Source organism: Chitinivorax tropicus, from assembly GCF_014202905.1.
GTDB classification, from domain to species: domain Bacteria; phylum Pseudomonadota; class Gammaproteobacteria; order Burkholderiales; family SCOH01; genus Chitinivorax; species Chitinivorax tropicus.
In genome coordinates this window covers 103,305-125,934 of sequence record NZ_JACHHY010000005.1, presented here as the reverse complement: position 1 = coordinate 125,934, position 22,630 = coordinate 103,305, and the positions used below count along the sequence as shown (strand labels likewise).

Below are 22,630 nucleotides of genomic sequence, written 5' to 3'. Positions count from 1 at the left end.
CGAAGCTGCTATAGTATCGTCGCCCTGACTACGAAGCAGCCCCATGCCTGTTACACGCCGGACCTTTCTGGCAGCGGGTGCCATCGCGCCCTTGCTGTCCTCGTGCGCAAGCGATCTTGCCACCTATCGTGAGGAGCCGTTTGACCAGTTGGCCGCCCGGTTGCGGGTATGCGCCGCCAGTTACGTGGCGCTCAAGGCTGATCAGCCTGCCCCCACCGTGCTGGTGTCGCCCTGCTCAGTGCAGCCCCCGCTGGATGAGACTTCCGTGTTCCAAGCCGCCTCGCTGACCAAGCCACTTGCCGCATACGTCGCCTTGAAACTGGTGGCGGAAGGCAAGCTCGACCTGTCGGCCCCGGTCTCGCACTACCTGCCTGAGGGATATGTTCATCAGGCCAATCCAATGGCACCACCGAGGCTGGCGCATACAGATATCCTCCCGGCGGCCAGTCTGGCGCACATCCCGGTGTTTACCTTGCTGAATCACAGCTCGGGCCTGCCCAACTGGAGCCGTGAACCGCTCTCTCTTGCATTCCAGCCTGGCACGCGCTGGCAATACTCGGGGGAGGGTTTCATGCTCCTGCAGGCGCTGATCTGCGCGGTCACCGGGCTGGATTTTGAGCGTAGTGTGTCCCGCCATGCGTTTGTGCCACTGAGCATGCAACATTCACGGTTGCGCTGGACGGGTGATCTCCAGATGCAGGGCGTCACAGGCACTTCATGGCTTGGTAACGAGAGCCAGTTGACCTACACCCAGCCACTGGCCGCAGCCTCACTGTATACCACGGCGGCGGACTATGCCCGGTTGATGCAGGCCCTGTTCACAGACAAGGCCATGCTGACACGGACGCTGAGCCTGCCTATTGTGGTAGAAACCAAGCTTGGCCTGAGCTGGGGGCTGGGCTGGGGTATCGAAACCGCTGCGCACGGCCCCTATCTTTGGCAGTGGGGCAACAATCCGGGGTTCCGGGCCTTTGCCATGATGTCTGCCACGACCGGGGACGGCTTTGTCCTGCTTACCAACAGCGAGCGTGGCATGCCACTGGCGGCATCACTGGCTCAACAGCTTATACCGGCTGAGCACGGCGTATTCCGTTTCCACATGCTGGGGTGAAATCATGACGGCACGCCTGCATATACTGCAAAAGGCGGAGCAGATCGCAGGGCGGAAGAACACGCAGGCAGTGGCCTAGCGGGTTGCAGCGCATAAAGGCAATCATCAAGCGGTAGCCGTGTTTGACTGCACTAGGCGACGATAACGGCCTCGGCTTCAATGGACAAAGCAGAGGATCGAGGCAGCTTGCACCTGTTGCCAAATCAGCTGTCGAGGTACGCTTCCTCCACTTGGCAACGGTTTTTTTGACTGATCCCGTAGCGCTTTGCCAGCACACTCAAACGCGCTTGACCATGTTGTAATGCTCGACGGACTGACGCTGTGGTTGTGACGCTGCCGTGAAGAACTTGCCCCACAGTGCATCCCGCCAGTCATCGATGATGTTTGCGTCATCAAAATATGGAGTCAAACATGTTACGGCGTAAGCATGCACTTCTACACATGATCAATACCTACCAGCCCATCCCGCACCATCTTTATCGCTGATCACCTGATTGTAAAATCAACGACAGCTCGACAACCTTGCCCTGCCGAACGACCGACAACTTGACGCGATCACCGATTTCATAATCATCCAGCCGTGCATTCCATTTGTTGACCGTATCCACAGGCCTCCCCTCTACGGCAACGATGATATCTCCGGCTGCCACCGTACCATTCCGGTTCAAGATCACGCCTTTCATCCCTGCTCGCTCTGCAGCACCACCAGGAGCAACACGCAACACCACCACACCACGAATATTCAACATGGCGCTCAACCGCTGGTTCCAGGCCTCATCGACATGAATACCGATGGTCGGGCGCAAGTATTTTCCATAGCGGATCAACTGCGGTACCACCTTATTCACAGTATCGACCGGTACAGCAAAACCGATGCCTGCACTGGCACCGCTGGGACTATAAATAGCCGTGTTGATACCAATCAACCGTCCCGCTGAATCCAACAACGGCCCGCCGGAATTGCCTGGGTTGATGGCCGCATCGGTTTGTATCAAATTGTCGATGGCAGGGCCATTGTCACCACTCAGCGACCGGTTCAACGCTGAAACGATACCGTTCGTCAACGTCCAATCCAACCCAAAAGGATTTCCAATGGCAAACACCTTCTGGCCAACCTTCAAATCACCACTGGTACCAATCGGTACAGGCTGCGGTCTCTTTTGTGCCACCGAGATCCTCAATACGGCAATATCATGGCCTGGGCTGGCTCCAACCAGGCTGGCTTTATAGTCACGGCCATCAGCCAACTTGACCACGGCCTCACTCGCCCCTTCTATCACATGGTAATTGGTCACCACATGCCCAAGATCATCCCAAACAAACCCCGACCCGGTTCCTTTGGGGACCGAAAACACATTCCGCGACCAAAAGTCCTGCACCTGCTCACGCGTCGAAATGAATACCACCGAAGCGCGTGATCGCTCAAATAGATCAATGGTGGCTCGCTCATCGACAGCCAACTCACCACGCGGCGTCACCGCACGTGGCTTCACCCCAACAGGCGCCGCTGATACCAGTTGTGCACACAGGGCCCCAATAAGCAGCATCAGCCTACCGATAGAATTCCAAATAACCCGACGGGTAGCTTCCACATTTCTCATGGCATCTCCAAACTCGGCAATCAACACAGGTACGCTACGTGTCACACAACACCAGTAGCCAGCCCGAGGCAGATAGGGACAATCAGAAAAACTTCAAGTTGCATCCCGGTGGCAGCCTAGTGCCTATTGCCAACGTTTCACAGCCCACTCTGAAACCAGGACAATCACATCCAATCGACAGCGCAAAATAAAAAAGCCAAGTTCGCATCACGAACTTGGCTTTATCGATTCTGGTCGGGGTGAGAGGATTCGAACCTCCGGCCTCTACGTCCCGAACGTAGCGCTCTACCAGGCTAAGCTACACCCCGATTTGCTGTTAATTTCCTCGAACGTCGTTCAAAACTCAAGAACGACGCTTAACCGCAAAGGAGGCCAATTCTAGCAAAGCATCCTTATATTGGGAAGGGGCCAACACCGTTAATTTTGCGGCAGCTTCCTCGGCCACAGCCTTGGCGCGCGCATGTGCGTACTCCAGCGCACCGCAATCCCGCACCGCCTGTAAAATGGTCTGGAATTCTTCGCGCCCCCCTTGCTCGATGGCACGGCGAACCAGCGCCGCCTGATCGGCTTTGCCATTCAGCATGGTATAGATCAGCGGCAAGGTCGGCTTGCCCTCAGCCAAGTCATCGCCCAGGTTTTTGCCAATTTCCTCGGCATCCCCTTCATAGTCCAGCACATCATCAACAATCTGGAAGGCGGTACCCAACAACATGCCGTATTCGGCAATCGCGGCCTCTTGCTCAGCCGTTGCCCCGCCCAAAATGGCACCCAGGCGGGTTGCAGCCTCGAACAGCTTGGCGGTCTTGAATTTGATGACCTGCATATAGTCACCCTCCGCCACGTCTGCGTTGTGAATATTCATCAACTGCAGCACTTCACCTTCTGCAATCACATTCGTGGCATCGGCCAGCACCTCTTGAATGCGCATGCTGCCAACCTGAACCATCATCTGAAAGGCTCGGGAATACAAGAAATCACCAACCAATACACTGGCCGCGTTGCCAAATAGATGGTTGGCAGTCTGGCGGCCACGCCGCAGATCCGATTCATCCACCACGTCATCATGCAACAACGTCGCGGTATGAATGAATTCGACAACTGCAGCCAAATCAAAATGATGTGGCCCTTGATACCCAAAAGCGCCAGCCGTCAACAACACCAATGAAGGGCGTAAACGCTTCCCCCCGCTGTTGATAATGTACTCAGCTATCTGGCGTACCAACACCACGTCAGAGAAGAGGTTTCTACGGATGGCGTCATCGACGGCATGCATGTCGTCGGCAATCAGGGCGCGGACTTGTTCGATGGACACGGGGGCAGACCTGTTTTATGGATGAATTCTTTTAGATACGGCGCCGATCATATCAGACGCAAAGCGGCCTGCATCATATCAGAATTTGGTGATGCGCGGAAAATTTGACTGCCTTCAAACACTTAAATATAATGCTCGATTCCTCGCGGAACGAGCGGGGGATGTTTATTCAGTTAGGAGCCCTAGCATGTATGCGGTCATAAAAACCGGCGGCAAACAATATAAAGTTGCCGTTGGCGAAAAACTCAAAGTAGAACAGATACCGGCAGACATCGACTCCCAGATCGTAATTGATCAGGTTTTGATGGTAGCCGATGGTGATAATATCGTACTAGGCACACCTATTGTGTCCGGTGCTGCAGTCAAGGCTACTGTTGTATCACACGGTCGTGGCGAAAAGGTTCGCATTTTCAAGATGCGTCGCCGTAAGCACTACCAAAAGCGTCAAGGTCATCGTCAGAACTTCACCGAGCTGCGCATCGACGCAATCGAGAAGTAATCGAGGAGCGTGAAACATGGCACATAAGAAAGCAGGCGGTAGTTCACGTAACGGCCGCGACTCCCATTCCAAACGACTGGGCACTAAAGTTTACGGCGGCGAATTGATTCCTGCTGGCTCCATCATCATCCGTCAACGCGGCACCAAGTTCCACGCTGGCGACAATGTGGGCATGGGCAAGGATCACACGCTGTTTGCCAAGGTTGATGGCACCGTTGAGTTCGTCGTCAAAGGCGCGCAACAACGCAAGATCATCAATGTCGTTCCTTTCGAGCACACCGAAGAGCTCGCTTAAGGCACGTACCGGACGGCAGAAGCCCTATCGCAGGATAGGGCTTTTTCATTTGTGCATGCCTGCTGATCTGCGACATACCCTTCACTGGGCGTCGCAGCCGCATCATAGGATGCGCCATCCCATCCTGCAGATCAGATCGATCAGCAAAAGGCCACACGGTAATATAGGATGGAGAAGCACCCCGGAACCCGCCCGATCTCTGTCATGGGAGACCACCTTGCAGCGAAGCCGCCATCAGCGTGCTGTAGCAAGGCTGGCGTATACCATCGACAGCGCGACCCCTGCGGCTTATGCAGGCACCTCGCCAAGATAGGGATAGGTTCATAGGTATTTCATGCCGCACCCGCCGATCCACCATCGCCGCAGCCCGGTGCTGACGGATCTGATATCGGCCATGATTAAGCATCTGCACAGTAACAGACAGGCTGGCTCCCCATCTCGGCACGCCAGCCCGAGCGTTGAAAGAAAGGCGATTCAGACGCCATGAAATTCATTGATGAAGCCAAGATTGAAGTAGTCGGCGGCAAAGGCGGTAATGGTTCCGCCAGTATGCGTCGTGAAAAATTTGTCCCACGTGGCGGCCCGGATGGCGGCGATGGGGGACGCGGTGGTAGCGTGATTGCCATTGCCGATATCAATATCAACACCCTCGTGGACTATCGCTTCGTGAAGCGTTACCAGGCGCGTAATGGTGAAAATGGTCGAGGAGCGGATTGTTACGGCAAAGGTGCGGAAGACATCGCTCTGCGCATGCCGGTAGGTACGTTGATCACCGATGCCATTACCGGTGAAGTGGTGGCCGATCTGACCCATGATGGTCAGGAGGCTGTTCTGGCAAAAGGCGGCAAGGGTGGCCTGGGCAATATCCATTTCAAATCATCGACCAACCGTGCCCCACGCCAATTCACCCACGGTGAAGAAGGCGAGCGTCGCGAGCTGAAGCTGGAGTTGAAGGTGTTGGCCGATGTGGGCCTCTTGGGGATGCCCAATGCAGGCAAATCGACCTTCATCCGTGCGGTTTCGGCGGCCCGCCCCAAAGTGGCTGATTATCCTTTTACCACCCTGCACCCGAACTTGGGTGTCGTGCGGGTTGATCACAATCACAGTTTCGTGATTGCCGACATCCCTGGCTTGATTGAAGGGGCAGCGGAAGGCGCAGGATTGGGGCATCGTTTCCTGAAGCACCTGCAACGCACCGGGCTGCTGTTGCATCTCGTTGATCTGGCTCCGTTTGATGAAAGTGTCGATCCGGTGCAGGAAGCGCAGGCGATTGTTGAGGAGCTGCGCAAATACGACGAGGAGCTGTATCGCAAACCACGTTGGCTGGTTTTGAACAAGCTGGACATGGTGGCAGATGATGAACGCCAGCAACGGATCGAGGATTTCCTGAAGCGATATGGCTGGCAGGCGAGTGATTCAATGGCCGACTTCGACCCGTATCAACCACGCTATTTCGTGATTGCAGGACTGACAGGCGAAGGCTGCCAGTTGCTCTGCCAATCCATCATGGAATATCTGGTGAACCTGCGTGTGATGAAGGCGCGAGAGGCTGCGGAGCAACAGGAAGCAGCGGCGCGGGCTCGTGTGATCGAGCTGAACGACATGGTGCCGCCGACCACGCCAAGTCCTGCCAGCGACCAGGCCTGATGTAGTCCATGACATGCCCTGTGGGCATGTCATGGGTTGCCTTGCCCCTCTCCAGGCTGTGCTGACGGGCCATGAAACCCCGCCAGCCCGGCCCAAGCGGCGATCTCGCATACGAACTGGGCACCGGGCCTGCTACAATTGCCCCATGCAAGATAACCCCCTCGCCGATTTCTTCAAGCCCAGCGTCGAGCTGGCAGACCTTCCCGCCCTCTTCCCCCTGCTGCGTGCACGTGAAGCGCTGAATGCCTTCATCACGCTGTTCCGAGGGGGGGATGACGAGGTGCTCATCCGACTGATGATCCTGCGGGAAATCGGTGGCCGTGCTGAGGCCCCTCGCTGGAGCCCGCAAGAGCTAAAAGCCACCTTCGCCTATCTTGATCCGACCAAACTCAACACCGTGCTCAATCGCTTGCGTGAAAACGAATTGCTGGTTTGGGACAACGATGAATCCGTCTACCAACTGAGCTCATCTGCACGCATGGCGCTGGCCGCCATCGCCACACTGCTGGGGTTCTCGGAAGATGATGATGCCGAGCTGGGCTTCATCACCGCCCAGGTCGCCGCAGGCCAATCTGTCGGCAAGGTGTCGGTAGAGGCGCTGCAGCATTTGCTGGGCCGGCTGAATGAGCTGCAAGCTGAGTTTGAACAAGCCGTACTGTCTGCGTCCGAATTCGTGATTCGCGCTGCGCAAAAGAAGCTCGACTCAGTCTGGCACTGGGTTGAAAAAGGCACCGAGATCATCCGCGCCATCACCGCTGACGATGAGCTGGACGGCCCCACCCACCGCGTCGCCCAGGCCATTGGCCAGGCCCAGAGCCGCATGCTTCGGATGACAGCGGTGTTTCAGCGCACCTTGAACAACATCCAGTCACAACGTGTCCACTTGGGCGAATCAGGGATGACCTCGACCGACATTGCCGACTGGCTGCGCCGGCAGGGCGTACACGCCACCCCACTGCTGAATGGATGCCTGCAGGCCCACCCGCAACCTGTGTTCGTCACAGAAAGCGAGATGCTGGACATTGCGGAATATGAGCTGCTGGAACGGGAGCGAGAGCAGGTGCGCGACGCCATCATTCCATCCGCGCTGGACGCGCCCACCACGGATCACATCGAGATCGAACGACTGCTGTTCGCTGAGGATTTCCGCGACAGCCTGACTACGCTCGACCAGCCACAGCCGATTGCAGATGTCGCACTGGGCGCCAATTACGCCCAGACCGCCTACCGTATGTCGCTACTGGCACTATTGAACGACCCCGAATCACAAGCTTTGAATGGTCCAGTGGCCGACATCGCCCGCCTGCCACTCAGGCTCGACATCCAGGCCGAGCTGGCCATGGTCAACAAAAACGGCGTGGCGCAGATGAGTGGCGGCGTCGTCAAACCGAAAGGGCCGCGATGACCCTGTTGTTTCGTCGTGCCACACCAGCGGATGCAGATGCCCTGGCCGGACTCTATCAGCAACTGGCTGCCAGCCCGCAGATACAAGTCTGCCCGCAACACTTGGCCCGATTGGCCGCAGATACGCAGCAGACCTTACTGGTCGCAGAGCTGTCGGGCAAGGTGATCGGCACCGCGCACATCCATTACTGCCAGGATGCGATGTTCGGCCAACAGCCCTTCGCGGTGATCGAGAACCTGGTGGTCGATATCACCCACCGCAGCCAGGGGGTTGGCAGGCAGCTCATGCAGACCATCGAGGCGCATTGCGTAGCGCGGGATTGCTCGAAGATGCTGCTGAGCAGCGGCCAGCAACGCACCGCAGCCCATGCCCTGTTCCGTGCCGTTGGGCTCGACCCGACCAGCAAATATGCCTTTGTGAAATACCGTCGCCACATGCAGGCCCGCAACACGACTGAGTACCCACCCCATGGACAATGAACTGCAAACCCTGATCGCACGCCTGATGGCGCATCGGTACATCGACCGCAATGACAAACTGGCCCGGCGTGCGCTGACCGACGACATGTTCCGGCAGGCCTTGGATGAACGTCTGCACGCCTGTGGTCTGGTATTGCTGGAGAACCCCTACGCCGAACATATCGCCGTGGGCGTCAAGCCCGAGGTGGAGGAAGCCGTATTCGGCGCGCACGATGCCTGGCTATCCAACAACATCGGCTTGCCGCGCGATGGCATCGCCTTGCTGGTCATCATCTGGGCATTGATCATCCTGCCCAAGCGCGAGCGGCAGATTGCGCGGCGTGAAAAGGAGCAGGCGGCGCAGTCCGACATGTTTGCGGAGGCCAAGCCATTGCCCGCCACGGCAGACGTATCATCCGGCATTCCGGAAAGCGCACTCTATGCCGACTTTGGCGAACAGCTGGGGGGCCGCATGCGCTTCAGCACCAATCTCGGCGTGCTCTCCAAGCTGGGCTTCATTTCGCGGCGCAACAAGGTCATTTACGAAGGGCCGATGCTCGATCTGTTGATCGATTACGCCAAACTCGCCCCCCGCATCATCGAGGGCGCACTGGGCGATGTCGTCAAGCGGATGCGGGAACGGCCCGACAGTCAAGTCTCCTTGCTATAACGATCATTCAATCATGCATGGTGGTGCGACAGCGCACCCTTCACGCCCATAGAGATCATGTTCCATTTTCGCAAACTTGAAGTCATGCACTGGGATTTCTGGCAGCGATTCTCGCTGCCGCTCGATGCCCAGATCATCACCATCATCGGCCCCAATGGCTCAGGTAAAACCACCCTGCTGGACGGCTTTCGGACCCTGCTGGCTCTGAAATGTTCCGGCAAGCGTGACTACAAGCGCTATGTGCGCAATGCCAAAGAGCCTGTTGCCTGGCTGCGTGGCATCGTAGACAACGAGCGCTCTGCTTCTGGGCGCTACCCGTTTTTCCCGTTTCTGGATCAGCAAATCACCCTCGCCTGCCGTATCAAAAAACAAGGGGGCGACTGGTCACGCCAATATGCCATCTGCGAAGGCGACGTATCGATCGAAGAGATCGAAGCGCGTGGGCAATGGCTGGGGGTGAATGACTATCGTCGTCGTCTGGAATCCGCAGGCCTGACCCCTGCCATTGCTGAAGTGCTGGCGCTGGAGCAAGGCGATACCGACAAGCTCTGCGAATACTCCCCGCGCGCTTTGCTGGATCTGGTGTTCCAGGTGTTTGGCGAAAAGGAAGTGCTCGACAACTATCAACAAGCCAAGCAGGAACAAAAACAGGCCGAGCGAGAGCTGGAAGAACTCGATGGCCGCCTCGCCAAGCTCAGTGCCACGCTGGAAAGCCTTACTGGCAAGGCCAATCGCTATCTGGAATGGCAACATCTGCAGACCGAGCGCGAATCGCTGCAGACCGAAACCCTCCCCCGGCTTGAGTTGCATGAGTTGATCGTCGCCATGCTCAACGCCCGACAACAGAATCTGGGCGCTCGGCGCAATCTGCGCGAGAGGCACTATGCGCTGGAAGACTGTCAGCAAAAGCTGCACGACATCGAACAACAGCTGCATGATGCAGGCCCGGCCCTTACCAAGGCCAAGCTGGCGCAAACGGAAGCCAACAACACCTTCATGAAGCTGCGGGAAGAAATCCGTGGCTTCGAAGCCAAACTCAGCGAACAGACCAAGCTCCAGGAAATGGCCCGTGCGCAAGGTGGTGACCTGACCGCCGAAATCGATGAGCTGGGTCAGAAAAGGACTGAATTTGCCTCCTTGCACGCTGATCTGAAACGCCTGAAAAAAGAACGCGACGACACCCAGGCCCTCGCCAATGCCCTGCGAGGCGGCCAGCAACCCAGCTTTGCCTTTGTTGACCGTTTCCGTGCGGCCTTGGATGAGGCTGGCATCCGCCACGAGATGCTGGCCGACATCGTGGAAGTCGCTGACCCCACCTGGCAAGGCGCCGTGGAGGCCATGATGGCACCGTTCAAGCATGTCGTCCTGCTGAAACGACCGGAAGACAAAGCCCGTGCCTGGGCGCTTGGCGAGAAGCTGCAGTACCGCCATTTCGTCGTGGCTGAGCGCCAGCACCCGCCCCGTGCCGAGCGGGGCTCTGTGCTGGAAGTGGTTCGATTCAACAGCGACGCGCCCGACTGGCTGATGCGCCAACTCAACCGCGTGCAGCGGGTGGAAGACGCTGCGGCGGGCGCCAGACTGGGTAACGATACCGAATGGATCACCCGTGAGGGCTTTCATCGCGAGCGCCGAGGGGGCCGCTTCATCGGGGTGGCTGCGCACGAGTATCATTTTGGCGAGGCAGCCCGCAAATCACGGCGAGCAGCGCTGGAGGAGGAACGGGCGCGGCTCGATGCACAAATCGAGCAGCTGGAACACCGCATGGAGCCACTGGCCAACCGCATCGGCATCCTGCAGGCCAAGGTGGCTGGCGTGGATGCGGCCAATATGCTGGCCGCACGGGCCGATGAATTCAAACTGGCGCATGACAGCTTGCAGATCCACAAAGAAAAGGCGCTGCAAGCCAGCGACCAGCTGATTGCCGCCAACCAGGCTTTCGAGCAGGCGCAGGCACACCGTGGCAAGCTGGAGGTACGACAGAGTCAACAGATCGACCGTGCCCAACAGATGCGGGTCGAAGTCGAGCGCCTGCGCGGCGCGGGCGTCGCCCACCGTCGTGAACAGGTTGCGCGTTACGAGGCCATCCGCGCCATGCGCACACGCCTGCCCGCCGAGTGGGTGGCTCGCCACGGATTGAAGCAGCTGAAAGCCACCTGGGAAACACTGGGCGCCGTGCGGCGGCGGATGGATGAGATCGATCGGCGTTTCGAGCAGGAAGCCTGGGAGACCGACGACAGCGTGATCGAGCGCCGGGACAAATTGCAGGCAGATTTCAATGCCCTGGAATTCCAAACGGCGGCCCGGCAGCGTGAATTCGACCGGGCTGGCCAATTGTGTGATGACGCACGCGGTGCCTACATCAATGTGTTGCGCAACACGGTGCGGCGCTATGCGAAGAATATCCGCGCCCTGGGCGAGCTGGCTGGCATTGAGGTGCATGCCGACATGCCACACCTGGAAAACGACGACATCGTACTGGCGCAGGCTGGGCTGACCGTTCAGTTCAACTTCGACCGCAAAGGCATGATGGGCCTCAACGATGGCGAGGCATCAGGCGGCCAGCAGGTAATGAAGTCGTTGATCCTGTTGATCGGCATGATGATGGATGATGCCCGGCCCGGTGGCTTTGTGTTCATCGACGAGCCGTTTGCCCATTTGGATATCTTCAACATCGACAAAGTGGCCAGCTTCCTGAAATCCACCCAAGCACAGTATTTGATCACCAGCCCGACCACGCATAATGTGAACGTGTTCGAGCCCTCCGAGCTGACCTTGGTGACCCGCAAGAAGCAACCAGGAGAAGGCTATGCACAGCCAATCATGGTGACAGTGCGCGAACGACCCGCAGGCGGCACTTGATCAGGTCGTGGTGAAGATGAACAATGGAGCCGTGTTGTTGAAATCAGCCCGTTCACCGGGCCGGAGCCTGTTCTGGGCAGCGGCACGCTGCCCAGCACCGATGCTCATTACAATCACACTGCATGGCCGCAAGCGCTGTTTTTTGGAACCAAACGTCGATCATATTGATCCACAACATTCCTCCAATCACAAAATAACCGCATGGAATATCTGATACTACTCGGGCTCATTGTGCTGAATGGCGTCTTTGCCATGTCCGAAATCGCCTTGGTCACAGCACGGAAAGCCCGGTTGATGAAGCTGGCTTCAGAGGGAGACAGTGCAGCACAGATTGCACTCAAGCTCGGCGAAGACCCGACCCGTTTCCTCTCGACCGTGCAGATCGGCATCACGTCGATCAGCATTCTCAACGGCATTGTCGGTGAAGCCGTACTGGCTGCACCGTTCGCACAATGGCTGCAGAGCCTGGGGCTGCCTGAACGCGCCGCCAGTATTGGTGCCACCGCAGTGGTGGTCCTGGTGGTGACCTATGTGTCGATTGTCATCGGTGAGCTGGTTCCCAAACGCTTGGGACAGATCAGCCCGGAACCGATCGCACGACTGGTGGCCCGACCGATGCAGGCACTGGCCACCTTGACCCGACCTTTCGTCATGCTGTTATCACTCTCGACCCAGACCCTATTACAGCTGATGGGCGTGCGCCAAGACCGGAACCAGCAGGTGACGGAGGAAGAGATCCACGCCATTCTGGATGAAGGCAACGAAGCAGGCGTCATCGAGCAGAATCAACATGCCATGGTGCGAAATGTCTTCCGCCTGGATGAACGCAAGCTCGCCTCGTTGATGATCCCCCGTGCCGATATTGTCTTTGTGGATCTGCAACTCCCCCCAGAAGAAAACCTGCGCAGACTGGTCGAGTCAGAGCATTCGCGGTTCCCCGTCTGTGATGGCCAGTTTGATCACCTGCTGGGCGTCATTCATGCCAAACAGGTGCTGGCCTACACTGCAACCGGCCAGGCCCCGGATTTCGGCCACAACCTGCAACCGGCTGTCTACGTGCCTGAAACCTTGACCGGCATGGAATTACTGGAGCAATTCCGCACCAGCAACATGCAGATCGCGTTCGTGGTGGATGAATATGGCGAGATCATCGGCATGGCAACCTTGCGTGACCTGCTGGAGGCAGTGACGGGTGAATTCGCCTCCCACAATGCCGACGACGCCTGGGCGGTGCAGCGGGAAGATGGCTCCTGGCTGCTGGATGGTGCCATCCCCATCCTCGACATGAAAGACAAGCTGGAGCTGCGCCATGTGCCGGAAGAGGACCGAGGCCAGTATCACATGTTGAGCGGCATGGTCATGCTGTTGCTGGGTCGCGTGCCGCGCACCGGCGATCATGCGGACTGGGAAGGTTGGCGATTCGAGGTGGTGGATATGGATGGAAAACGTATCGACAAGGTGCTGGCCACCCCGCTGGCCGATGATGAACCCGAGGCCACCCCGGACAGCCCCGCCATGTAATGGCAACCGCCACCCGCCTCTTTCCGACAACCGCCCTGCAGGCCAAACTGGCGCAGACGAACGCCCCCTGTTGCCAGCAAGGCAACAGGGCTGACAGGTGCGCCGACAGTACTCGATCGTATCGGGTCTTGGCTCAATGCAGGTGTGGATGGTGATCGTGGTAATAGTGGCGTAAATAGGCAATGCCTTTATTGGCCCCCACCACCATCCCCCAACCCACCAATGTCGCCACCAGCGCCAGCGGTATCCAGGGCTGAGCGACAAACAACACAGCAACCGCCATCAGGCTGATCACTGCGACACTGTTATACCACCCTTGTTGAGCGTGACGGGAAGCCATGATTACCTCCTGGGCCAATGCCATCAGACGTTTTGACTGACCAGTGCAACCGAAGGGCTCGACCATGAGCCGATATACATTGGACTATTACCACCCAGCCAGAATTGCAGCCGCTCACAATATTTATTGCTATGGCGATCACATGGGTGATAGCGGGCTCACAGCCCCGACAGCACCCGCAGATGGGCCACCACGCTCCGTCCCAGGGCAGACAAGGCGTAGCCGCCTTCCAGCACCGAAACGATCCGTCCTTCTGCACACTCGTCGGCTACGGCTTTCAATTCTCTGGTCACCCAGGCAAAGTCTGCTTCCACTAGGCCAAACGAGGCCATTTCGTCTTCCACATGCGCATCGAAGCCTGCGGAGATCATGATCAGACTGGGTTGGAACTGTCGCAGGGCGGGCAGCCAATGGGCACTGACCGCTTCACGCCATGCATCCCCCCGCGTGCCGGCTGGCAAGGGAACATTGACCATGTTGTCACCCATAGGGCGCTCACCCGAATAGGGGTAAAACGGATGCTGGAAGGTTGACACCATCAACACACGAGGGTTGCCGTGAAAGATCTCTTCCGTGCCATTACCGTGGTGCACGTCGAAATCGACAATCGCCACGCGCGCCAGACCGTGGTGCAACATAGCATGGGCGGCACCCACAGCGATATTGTTGAAGAAACAGAAGCCCATCGCCTTGCGGGACTCCGCATGGTGCCCAGGTGGGCGCACGCAACAGAAAGCATTGGGGGCCTCGCCGCCCACCACCACATCCACCGCCTTGACCACGGCACCCGCGGCCCGCTGGGCGGCTTTCAGGGTATGGCAATTCATGGCGGTGTCAGGGTCGAGGTGGGCAATGCCCTGCGCGGGGCTGCTGCTTTCAACCTGCTCGATATAACGTTGGGTATGGACGCGGCTCAATTGCTCATGCGTGACCGGCGGTGCCTCGACGGCCCACAGGAAATCCATCAGCCCATTGGCGGCCAACTGGTCTTCAATGGCCTGGATGCGCTGTGGGCATTCAGGGTGATATGTGCCCATATCATGCAGCAGACAGTCTGGGTGCGTGATGAATGCTGTGAGCACTGGGCTCCTCCATCTATTGATCAACCATTTAAGCAATGACTGGCCTTTTGCAGCTTATTATGAAATCAGGCTCCGTTGTCGGCATCCATCAGGGCATGGGTCAAAATTCAGCGCCTGGGCCCATATTTTAATACGAAGCAGCCCGGCATCGTGCGGTCTGTTTGAGATTTACTTCATCGAGATAGGTTTTCATGTTGTCACTTCACGCAGCACTCAGTCAGATCGATCAGATCATCCTCGGCAAACCTCATCAAATCAGGCTTTCGGTGGCCTGTCTGCTGGCTGGCGGGCACCTGTTGATCGAAGACCTGCCCGGGGTGGGCAAAACCACATTGGCCCATGTCCTGGCCAAAACCCTGGGGCTGGAGTTCCAGCGCATCCAATTCACATCCGACCTGTTGCCAGCAGATCTGATCGGCGTATCGGTCTACGACCGTGCCGCTAACGAGTTCCGTTTTCATCCAGGGCCGGTGTTCACGCAGGTGATCCTGGCCGATGAAATCAATCGCGCCACCCCCAAGACCCAAAGCGCCTTGCTGGAGGCCATGGAAGAACGCCAAGTGACACAGGATGGCATCACGCATCGCCTGCCGGAGCCGTTCTTCGTGATCGCCACCCAAAACCCGCAGCAGCAGATCGGCACATTTCCGCTGCCGGAGTCGCAGCTCGACCGGTTCCTGATGCGTATTGCGCTGGGGTACCCAAATGCAGCGGCTGAGCGGGCGTTGTTGGCTGGGGAGGATCGCCGGATGATGATTGCCGACCTGGCTGCCCGGCTGAGTGTGGCTGAGCTGCAAACGCTGCAACAGGCGGTAAGGCGCATCCGGGTGTCCGATGCCCTGTTGGACTATCTGCAAGCCTTGCTGCTGCACACCCGCCAAAGCCCTCGATACGCCAACGGCCTCAGCCCCCGCGCGGGGCTCGGCTTGTTGAATGCCGCCCGTGCCTGGGCATTGCTGGATGGCCGCCAGGCTGTGCTGCCGGAGGATGTGCAGGCGGTGATGCCCGGTGTGGCCGGGCACCGTCTGTTGAGTGCCAATGGCCAGATGGCCAGCGATGAGGAGATCAACGCCTTGCTGCGCGAGGTTGCCATTCCGTGAGGTTCGCCGCTGTCTCTCCGCTCAGCCGCCTGAAGCGCCTGCTGTTTCAGCCCACCGGCCCGATCCCCGGCCCCATCGAGCTGACCCACCGCAAGATCTTCATCATCCCATCCCGATTCGGCGCGGGTTTTGCGCTACTGCTGCTGATCTTGCTGGTGGGGTCGTTGAATTATGATCTGAGCCTGGGCTATGTCCTGGCCTTCTGGCTGGTTGGCATCGGCCACGCCTCCATGTACCACTGCTTTCGCAATCAGTCCCGACTGCGGCTACGTTACGGCAAAGCACAGCCGGTCTTCGCCGGGCACCCTGCACGTTTCGAGATCGTCATCGATAACCCAACCCAGCATGCACGCCGGGCGCTCAATCTGGCGGCCACCGGCGCAGAGCCCGTCATGGCTGATGTACCGGCGCAGGGCAATGCCGACGTGCAACTGGAATTGCCGACCCACCAGCGCGGCTACCTGCTCCTGCCCCGCCTGACCCTCTCCAATCGCTATCCACTTGGGCTGTTCTACGCGTGGTCCTACGCCGAATTCGACGTGCGTTGTCTGGTCTACCCTGCCCCCGAGCAAGGTACCGAGCTTCCCCCGCCCAGCGGCAACGGCAAGCTGGGCAAGCGGCAGGGCGACGGCTTCGATGACTTTGCCGGGTTGCGTCCACACCGGCCAAGTGATTCCCCCCGCCACATCGCCTGGAAATATGCGGCCCGTGATGAGGGGCTCTACACCAAGCAATTCAGCGGCGAAAGCAGTGGCCGTATGTGGCTCGACTGGCAGCAAATGCCTGCGGGCATGGGCGTGGAAGCCAGACTGTCCAGGCTGACTGCCTGGGTATTGCTGGCGGATCAAAGCGGGCTGGAGTACGGGCTGCGCCTACCATCCAAGGAATTCGCCCCGAATGCTGGCCCCGCCCACCGGCACCAATGCCTGCAAGCATTGGCCTTGTTCGGACTGGAGGACGTATGAGCCAGCCGGTCAATCCACGCGATCAACTGGGTTTGTTCCACACCTGGTGGTTGCTGTTTGCGGCGGCGGTTTGCCTCGCTCCGCTCGCCCCACATCTGAGTCCCTGGGCGCCCTTTGCCACGCTGGGCCTGTTGGCCTGGCGTGCCTGGCTGGTGTGGCAGCACCGCCCGCTACCGCACAAGTGGCTACTGACGCCGATTACACTTGGCACCGCAGGCGCGACACTGCTCAGTTATGGCACCTTGTTTGGCCGCTTGGCCGGGGTCAGCCTGTTTGCCATGCTGGTCGCACTCAAATTGATGGAGACGCGTAGCCGACGGGACGCCGTGCTGGTGGTCTTGCTCTGCTACTTTTTGATCATCACCCAGTTCCTGTTTGGTCAGGGCATGCTGTCCGCTTTGGCCATGGCCGTACAGTTGACTATCGTCACTGCGGCCCTGCATGGCCTGCACAGCGTGACGCCCGTCACATGGCGCATTCGCCTGAAAACCGCTGGGGTACTCGTGGCCCAGGGCCTGCCGGTGATGGTATTGCTGTTCCTGCTGTTTCCGCGCATTCAGGGGCCGCTCTGGCGCTTGCCTGATGACAAGTCGGCAGCCGCTACGGGCCTGTCGGACACCATGTCGCCGGGCAATATCGCTGAACTGTCTCAATCTGCCGACATTGCGTTTCGTGTCACCTTCGACTCAGGGCGACCAATGCAGTCCCAGCTCTATTGGCGAGGGCCTGTGCTCTGGCATTTCGATGGCCGCACCTGGCACCAGGGCTGGCTGAGCAACAAGCTCCCACCACCCCACCCCGCAACCCAGGTAGGAGCGGAATACAACTACACCGTCACGCTGGAGCCCCATCGTCGAGACTGGCTGTTCGCCATGGACCTGCCGACACGGCTGCCAGACGATGCCCGGCTGAATGCCGACTATCAGATGCTGAACAAAGGTCTCGTTGCTGAGCTGAAGCGCTATACGGTGCGATCCGCCACACGCTACCGGCTTGCCGCCACCAGCACGGAAATCAAGCGTGGCCTGCAGCTGCCAGCCAACTTCAACCCACAGAGCATCGCCTTCGCACAGAAGCTGCGCGAGCAACACCCACAACCTGCCGCCGCCGTGCAGGCAGTGCTCCGGCATTTCAACCAGGAACAATTCTTCTACACGCTGCAACCTCCGATCCTGGGGCGTGACAGTGTGGACGATTTCCTGTTCGGCAGCCGCCGTGGGTTCTGTGAACACTATGCTGGGGCATTCGTCTTTTTGATGCGGGCCATGCAGATTCCCGCCAGGGTTGTCACGGGCTATCAGGGTGGTGAATACAACCCGGTCGGCAACTACTTCATCATCCGCCAGAGCGACGCGCATGCCTGGGCCGAGGTCTGGTTGCAAGACCAAGGCTGGGTGCGGGTAGACCCCACGGCATCGGTAGCCCGGGAACGTATCGAACAAAGCCTGGCCGCCGCACTGCCACAATCTGACCTGCTACCCTTCACCCTGCGGGGACAACCCGAAGTGTTGCGCATGCTGCGCTATGGGCTCGACAGCATGGTCAATCGCTGGAATCAATGGGTGGTGGGGTATGACACCCAGCGACAGGCCAATCTGCTACGCCAATTCGGCATTGAAGACATGTTGTCCGCCCGCATGGTGGGAAGCTGGCTGATCGGTGGCGCATTGGCCGGGCTGCCAGTGCTGCTCTGGCTGTGGCTGAGAGGCCGCCCCCCAAGACCAAGCCCGGTTATAGGGGCATGGCAGCTGTTCCGGCTACGGCTGGCAAAACTCGGCATCCACAGCCCGCCACATGAGGGGCCATCACATCTGATCGAGCGCGCAGCCGCCACACTGCCGCAGTTTGCCGATGCCATCCACGATATCGGGCGCTTGTACCTGCATCTGAGATACCTATCAGAACCCGATCAACAACGGACTCGCGAACTGATCGCAAAAGTTCGGCAGTTCCCTCCCCGCTGACCCGCCCCAAGCCCCACCCTCCATGCAGGATGGGGCAGAGACTGCCGGAAGATCCATATCCACGAGGCCGCTCCGGCAGTAATGCCATCAAAAATACGCCTACTGCATATAAGAATATTGCATTAATGCCATATTTTAAAAAATCAAAAAATCCATAATTTCACATTAAATTAATGCCTTGCACGACACCAACCCCATCAAACAATACACCCATATGAAACCAATCGAACATCATGGGTGTCTACCTGAAAGACTCGTTTACACACCTTGTCGGAAACGTGTCATCCAGCTCGTTGTCGTGCCAAAGCATCCGGCCTGAGTCAGCCGCGCCAATTCACATTGGCGGCAAAGCATGCATATAGACCAATTAATGCCCGCGCATAGCGATCATGATTGAAGGAAGCCATATGAAATATCTGATGATCGGCATCTTGCTGGCCCCCCTGATCAGTCCGACATTCGCAAGTGATGAAGCAGCGCCGCTGAGCGCTGCCTCGTCCGTTGCCGGCATCCAGGCAAATCCATACCACTTCGCCAATGAGCCCTCCCCCGCTCCCCCTCACACGGGCAGCACCTACACTTACTTGCGTTGCTGGTACCAGATCAGCGACAGCCCACTGCACCCAAGAGCTACCTATGAGTGGGCCAAGGACCCAGTCAGTGGCGACTGGTACCGCGTACATGGCAGCTGGTGGAAAAGCGGTGCGTTTCACTGGGAGAACATGTTCTACAGCGATACCACACAGGACACGCTGAAATCGGTTTGCGAGCAGACCCTGGCCCGGAAGGGGATTCAACGCCCGGTCATCTCCGCCTTGGCGGCAGATCACGCCATATCATTCAATTACACCATCTGGACCAATGACACAGCGGCACAAGGCCCTGGCTTCAACAAAGTCATCGCCTTTGGCGACAGCCTGTCCGATACCCAGAACATGTACAACGCCAGCCAGTGGAAACTCCCTGGTCACAGCTGGTTGGGCGGTCGATTCAGCAATGGTCTGGTCTGGGTCGAGTATCTGGCCCGGTCGCTGAATCTACCGTTGTATAACTGGGCAATTGGTGGGGCGGGCACAGACAAGTATCTGGTTGTGCCAGGATTGGAGCAAGAAATCACATCCTGGAAGGAGTACATGCGGAAAGCGCCCGACTATCAACCAGAGCACACCCTGTTCACAATGTGGATAGGTGCCAATGATCTGCTCAATTATGGCCGCACCCCTGACCAAGCCATTTCAGCCATGCGCCGGGCACTCATCTCGCTGCTGGATGGTGGCGCCAAATACGTCGTACTGCTGAATCTGCCTGCACTCCAGAAAGCACCCGTCTTCAAATTGAAAACAGGGGGCGAACAGGCTGCCCAACAAGTTCAGTCATTCAACACCAAACTTACCAGCCTGGTGGACGAGATGCGGACCCGGTACGGCGGCACCAAGCAGCTGACGCTCTTTGATGCCAGCCAGATCTTTGATGACATGCTGCAGCACCCAGCACAATACGGGATGACCAATACCACCGAGAGCTGCCTGAATATCCGCAGCCTGTCTTCAACGGTATATCTGGAAAAGCACGAGCCCAGAAGCACCTGCACCGATCCAGGTCAATATGTGTTCTGGGACACCCTGCATCCAACCACCGCAACCCATCGCCAGCTTGCGGCTCACGTCGAAACCTTCATCCGCAATCAATACAGCAGCATGCTCCGTTGAAAAACATACGGCCCGGGATCACCGGGCCGTTTTCTGTTTGCTGCTCACAGCAAATATTCTTTTGTAACACCTCGTCGCCGCAATAAACGACGTAAGCCTTCCAGCGCTTCAATCTGGATCTGGCGAACCCGCTCACGTGTCAGGCCCAGGCTTTCTGCCAGATCTTCCAAAGTACACACGTCATACCCACCCAAACCATACCGCCGCTCGATCACCATGCGTTGTTTGTCGTTGAGCTGCCCAAGCCATTCACGCACATAGCGCTCCACCTCTGCGCTGTGAAAGATATCCTCTGGGCCATCTCGCTGCTCATCAGGAATCGACTCACCGATCGACAGCATCGGATCGATATCCAACGGCGCATCCAGGGATGCCATGCGTTCATTCAGGTTCAACACCCGGCGCACATCATCAACCGGCTTACCCAGCAGGTGGGCCACATCCTCAACAGTGGGCTCGCGCCCCATCTGCGCTTCCAGGTGCCGCTGAGCGCGCAAATAGACGTTCAGCTCCTTGATGACATGCACCGGCAAGCGAATGGTACGGGACTGATTCATGATCGCCCGCTCAATGCTTTGCCGTATCCACCAAGTCGCGTAGGTCGAGAATCGGAATCCACGCTCAGGATCAAACTTTTCCAGCGCATGCATCAGACCGATATTGCCTTCCTCGATCAGATCAAGCAAAGCCATACCACGATTGATGTAATGCTTGGCAATATTCACAACCAGCCGCAGGTTGTGTTCAATCATTTTCTGACGGGCCTCAAAATCCCCCGCCACCACACGTCTTGCCAACATTCGCTCCTGCTCTTGCGTCAGCAGGGCGTTGTGTCCGATGTCATTCAAATAGATCTGAGTGACATCATTGATTACTTCAGTGGCATTGTTTTCTTGTTCTTCCGCTGATGCCTCTTCGTTGTCCGCCTCCTCGTCGAGCTCTGCTTCGAGCAGTTCATCCTCTTCGACGATATCTTCCTCTTCGATGGTCAATTTTGCGCTCATGATTTGTCAGCCGGTAAGAATTTGATCGGGTCCACCGGTTTTCCAAACCGACGGATCTCAAAATGCAGCTTCACCTTATCAGTGTCACTGTCTCCCATCTCTGCAATTTGATCACCCTTGTTGACAACCTCCCCTTCTTTCACAAGCAGTTGCTGATTGTGGGCATACGCGGTCAGATACGTTTTGTTATGTTTGATGATCAGCAGCTTACCGTAACCACGCAAACCCACTCCGCTATACACGACCTTACCTGCAGCCGCCGCCAGCACAGGCTGACCGCGTCTACCAGCAATGTCGATCCCTTTGCCCCCCGCTGCAAAGCCGCTGACGACTTTGCCGCTGGTTGGCCACTGCCAGGTTTCCACTTCCCCTTCAGCATCCACATTGGTGGCGGGCCTGCTGTCAGGTTTTGCCTCGGGCTTGATATCCTTTGGCTCGGGTTTGTTGTCCTTGCTGCCATTCCGGGCAGGCTCTCTATCCGGCTCCACCGGCTTGCCATCAGGCTTATCGCCAGGTTTGGCGGTTTCCTTGGGCGGCACAGGCTTTGCCGCCTGGAGCTTTTCCATCTGCGCCACTGCCGTTGGGCTGTATGGCAGCTTATACATCTTCGGGTCATCGACCACTTTACCCGCCGGCACCGCCTGAACAGGCTCAGGCGTGATGTCATTGGCTGGCAGCGGCGTCACGATTACCACTCCGCCAGCAGCCTGGTCGGCGGGCGGACGAAGACGCAGAACCTGATCCACCTTGATCAGGTTCGGGTCTTCCAATCTGTTCCATTGCGCCAATTCGCGATAATCGAAGCCATATTCAAGCGATATGGCGTACAACGTATCGCCTTTCTTGACGGTATACGTCTCGGGACGCGTGTCCGGCTCTCGGTCAGCGGCAGCTCGTCTTGGCGCGGCAGGTGGCGGTGATGATTTGGCGGTGGGGATTGGGCGATCGGCAGATCGGTCAATAACGGGTGCTCGCGACGCAGGCTGGCTCGCGCAAGCACTCAACAGAACCGATGTGGTTACGATGACTGCCCATACTCCACGGCTACACCGCGGATGCGCGCCTCCTTCACGAGTGGGATCGACAAA

General features: G+C 58.0%; 19 protein-coding genes, 1 tRNA gene and 1 pseudogene. 13 read left to right on the top strand and 8 right to left on the bottom strand.

The window, feature by feature from the left end; translation table 11 throughout:
- Window positions 1-43: 43 nt before the first annotated feature.
- A complete protein-coding gene (locus HNQ59_RS05500) occupies window positions 44-1,111 on the top strand; it encodes a serine hydrolase domain-containing protein (RefSeq protein WP_184036242.1) in 1,068 nt (355 codons plus the stop codon).
- Between the two features lie 71 nt (window positions 1,112-1,182).
- Here HNQ59_RS05500 and HNQ59_RS19575 read toward each other — a convergent pair.
- From HNQ59_RS19575 to ispB, 4 genes and pseudogenes are all read right to left on the bottom strand, one after another.
- Window positions 1,183-1,467 (bottom strand): annotated as a pseudogene (locus tag HNQ59_RS19575) (IS481 family transposase); the annotation flags it as partial.
- 120 nt (window positions 1,468-1,587) lie between these two features.
- On the bottom strand, window positions 1,588-2,712 hold the full coding sequence (locus HNQ59_RS05495) for a S1C family serine protease (RefSeq protein WP_184036239.1): 1,125 nt from the start codon (window positions 2,710-2,712) through the stop codon (window positions 1,588-1,590).
- Window positions 2,713-2,943: 231 nt separating this feature from the next.
- Window positions 2,944-3,020: transfer RNA gene (locus HNQ59_RS05490), tRNA-Pro, on the bottom strand.
- A 35-nt stretch (window positions 3,021-3,055) separates the two neighbouring features.
- Window positions 3,056-4,024, bottom strand: coding sequence for an octaprenyl diphosphate synthase (gene ispB / locus HNQ59_RS05485; protein ID WP_184036237.1), 969 nt, complete (start codon window positions 4,022-4,024; stop codon window positions 3,056-3,058).
- Window positions 4,025-4,211: 187 nt separating this feature from the next.
- Between ispB and rplU the strand changes: the two genes are divergently transcribed.
- The 8 genes from rplU to HNQ59_RS05445 all read left to right on the top strand — a co-directional run bounded on the left by rplU (window position 4,212) and on the right by HNQ59_RS05445 (window position 13,378).
- A complete protein-coding gene (gene rplU / locus HNQ59_RS05480) occupies window positions 4,212-4,523 on the top strand; it encodes a 50S ribosomal protein L21 (protein ID WP_184036234.1) in 312 nt (103 codons plus the stop codon).
- Window positions 4,524-4,539: 16 nt separating this feature from the next.
- Window positions 4,540-4,818: a 50S ribosomal protein L27 gene (gene rpmA / locus HNQ59_RS05475; protein WP_184036231.1), complete on the top strand. Its 279-nt coding sequence runs from the start codon at window positions 4,540-4,542 to the stop codon at window positions 4,816-4,818.
- Between the two features lie 483 nt (window positions 4,819-5,301).
- A complete protein-coding gene (gene obgE, locus HNQ59_RS05470; RefSeq protein ID WP_184036228.1) occupies window positions 5,302-6,465 on the top strand; it encodes a GTPase ObgE in 1,164 nt (387 codons plus the stop codon).
- Between the two features lie 145 nt (window positions 6,466-6,610).
- The gene (locus HNQ59_RS05465; RefSeq protein ID WP_184036224.1) at window positions 6,611-7,870 is read left to right on the top strand and encodes a hypothetical protein; all 1,260 of its coding nucleotides are present in this window, start codon (window positions 6,611-6,613) and stop codon (window positions 7,868-7,870) included.
- Entirely contained in the window at window positions 7,867-8,349 is a 483-nt protein-coding gene (locus HNQ59_RS05460) for a GNAT family N-acetyltransferase (protein WP_184036221.1), read from the top strand. The genes HNQ59_RS05465 and HNQ59_RS05460 overlap by 4 nt, the downstream gene beginning before the upstream one ends.
- Entirely contained in the window at window positions 8,339-8,998 is a 660-nt protein-coding gene (locus tag HNQ59_RS05455; protein ID WP_184036218.1) for a hypothetical protein, read from the top strand. The genes HNQ59_RS05460 and HNQ59_RS05455 overlap by 11 nt, the downstream gene beginning before the upstream one ends.
- A gap of 57 nt (window positions 8,999-9,055) precedes the next feature.
- Entirely contained in the window at window positions 9,056-11,857 is a 2,802-nt protein-coding gene (locus tag HNQ59_RS05450; RefSeq protein WP_184036215.1) for an ATP-binding protein, read from the top strand.
- Window positions 11,858-12,058: 201 nt separating this feature from the next.
- Window positions 12,059-13,378 carry a hemolysin family protein gene (locus HNQ59_RS05445; RefSeq protein WP_184036212.1) on the top strand — a complete coding sequence of 440 codons (1,320 nt, stop codon included), beginning with the start codon at window positions 12,059-12,061 and terminating at the stop codon, window positions 13,376-13,378.
- A 133-nt stretch (window positions 13,379-13,511) separates the two neighbouring features.
- Here the strand turns inward: HNQ59_RS05445 and HNQ59_RS05440 are convergent, their stop codons facing one another.
- Window positions 13,512-13,718 (bottom strand): hypothetical protein, encoded by a 207-nt coding sequence (locus HNQ59_RS05440; RefSeq protein ID WP_184036210.1) that lies wholly within the window; start codon window positions 13,716-13,718, stop codon window positions 13,512-13,514.
- Window positions 13,719-13,876: 158 nt separating this feature from the next.
- A complete protein-coding gene (locus tag HNQ59_RS05435) occupies window positions 13,877-14,800 on the bottom strand; it encodes a histone deacetylase family protein (protein WP_343074207.1) in 924 nt (307 codons plus the stop codon).
- Window positions 14,801-14,991: 191 nt separating this feature from the next.
- Here HNQ59_RS05435 and HNQ59_RS05430 point away from each other — a divergent pair, with 191 nt between their 5' ends.
- From HNQ59_RS05430 to HNQ59_RS05415, 4 genes are all read left to right on the top strand, one after another.
- Window positions 14,992-15,900, top strand: coding sequence for an AAA family ATPase (locus tag HNQ59_RS05430; protein WP_184036208.1), 909 nt, complete (start codon window positions 14,992-14,994; stop codon window positions 15,898-15,900).
- The gene (locus HNQ59_RS05425) at window positions 15,897-16,865 is read left to right on the top strand and encodes a DUF58 domain-containing protein (RefSeq protein WP_343074206.1); all 969 of its coding nucleotides are present in this window, start codon (window positions 15,897-15,899) and stop codon (window positions 16,863-16,865) included. Before HNQ59_RS05430 ends, HNQ59_RS05425 begins: the two co-directional genes overlap by 4 nt.
- The gene (locus tag HNQ59_RS05420) at window positions 16,862-18,829 is read left to right on the top strand and encodes a transglutaminase TgpA family protein (protein WP_184036206.1); all 1,968 of its coding nucleotides are present in this window, start codon (window positions 16,862-16,864) and stop codon (window positions 18,827-18,829) included. Before HNQ59_RS05425 ends, HNQ59_RS05420 begins: the two co-directional genes overlap by 4 nt.
- Window positions 18,830-19,236: 407 nt before the next feature.
- Window positions 19,237-20,538 carry an SGNH/GDSL hydrolase family protein gene (locus HNQ59_RS05415; RefSeq protein ID WP_246490858.1) on the top strand — a complete coding sequence of 434 codons (1,302 nt, stop codon included), beginning with the start codon at window positions 19,237-19,239 and terminating at the stop codon, window positions 20,536-20,538.
- A gap of 44 nt (window positions 20,539-20,582) precedes the next feature.
- On the opposite strand, the gene rpoS is transcribed toward HNQ59_RS05415, so the two are convergent.
- Window positions 20,583-21,542 (bottom strand): RNA polymerase sigma factor RpoS, encoded by a 960-nt coding sequence (gene rpoS, locus HNQ59_RS05410; RefSeq protein ID WP_184036204.1) that lies wholly within the window; start codon window positions 21,540-21,542, stop codon window positions 20,583-20,585.
- A complete protein-coding gene (locus tag HNQ59_RS05405; RefSeq protein WP_246490857.1) occupies window positions 21,539-22,372 on the bottom strand; it encodes a peptidoglycan DD-metalloendopeptidase family protein in 834 nt (277 codons plus the stop codon). Before HNQ59_RS05405 ends, rpoS begins: the two co-directional genes overlap by 4 nt.
- Window positions 22,373-22,630: the final 258 nt, after the last annotated feature.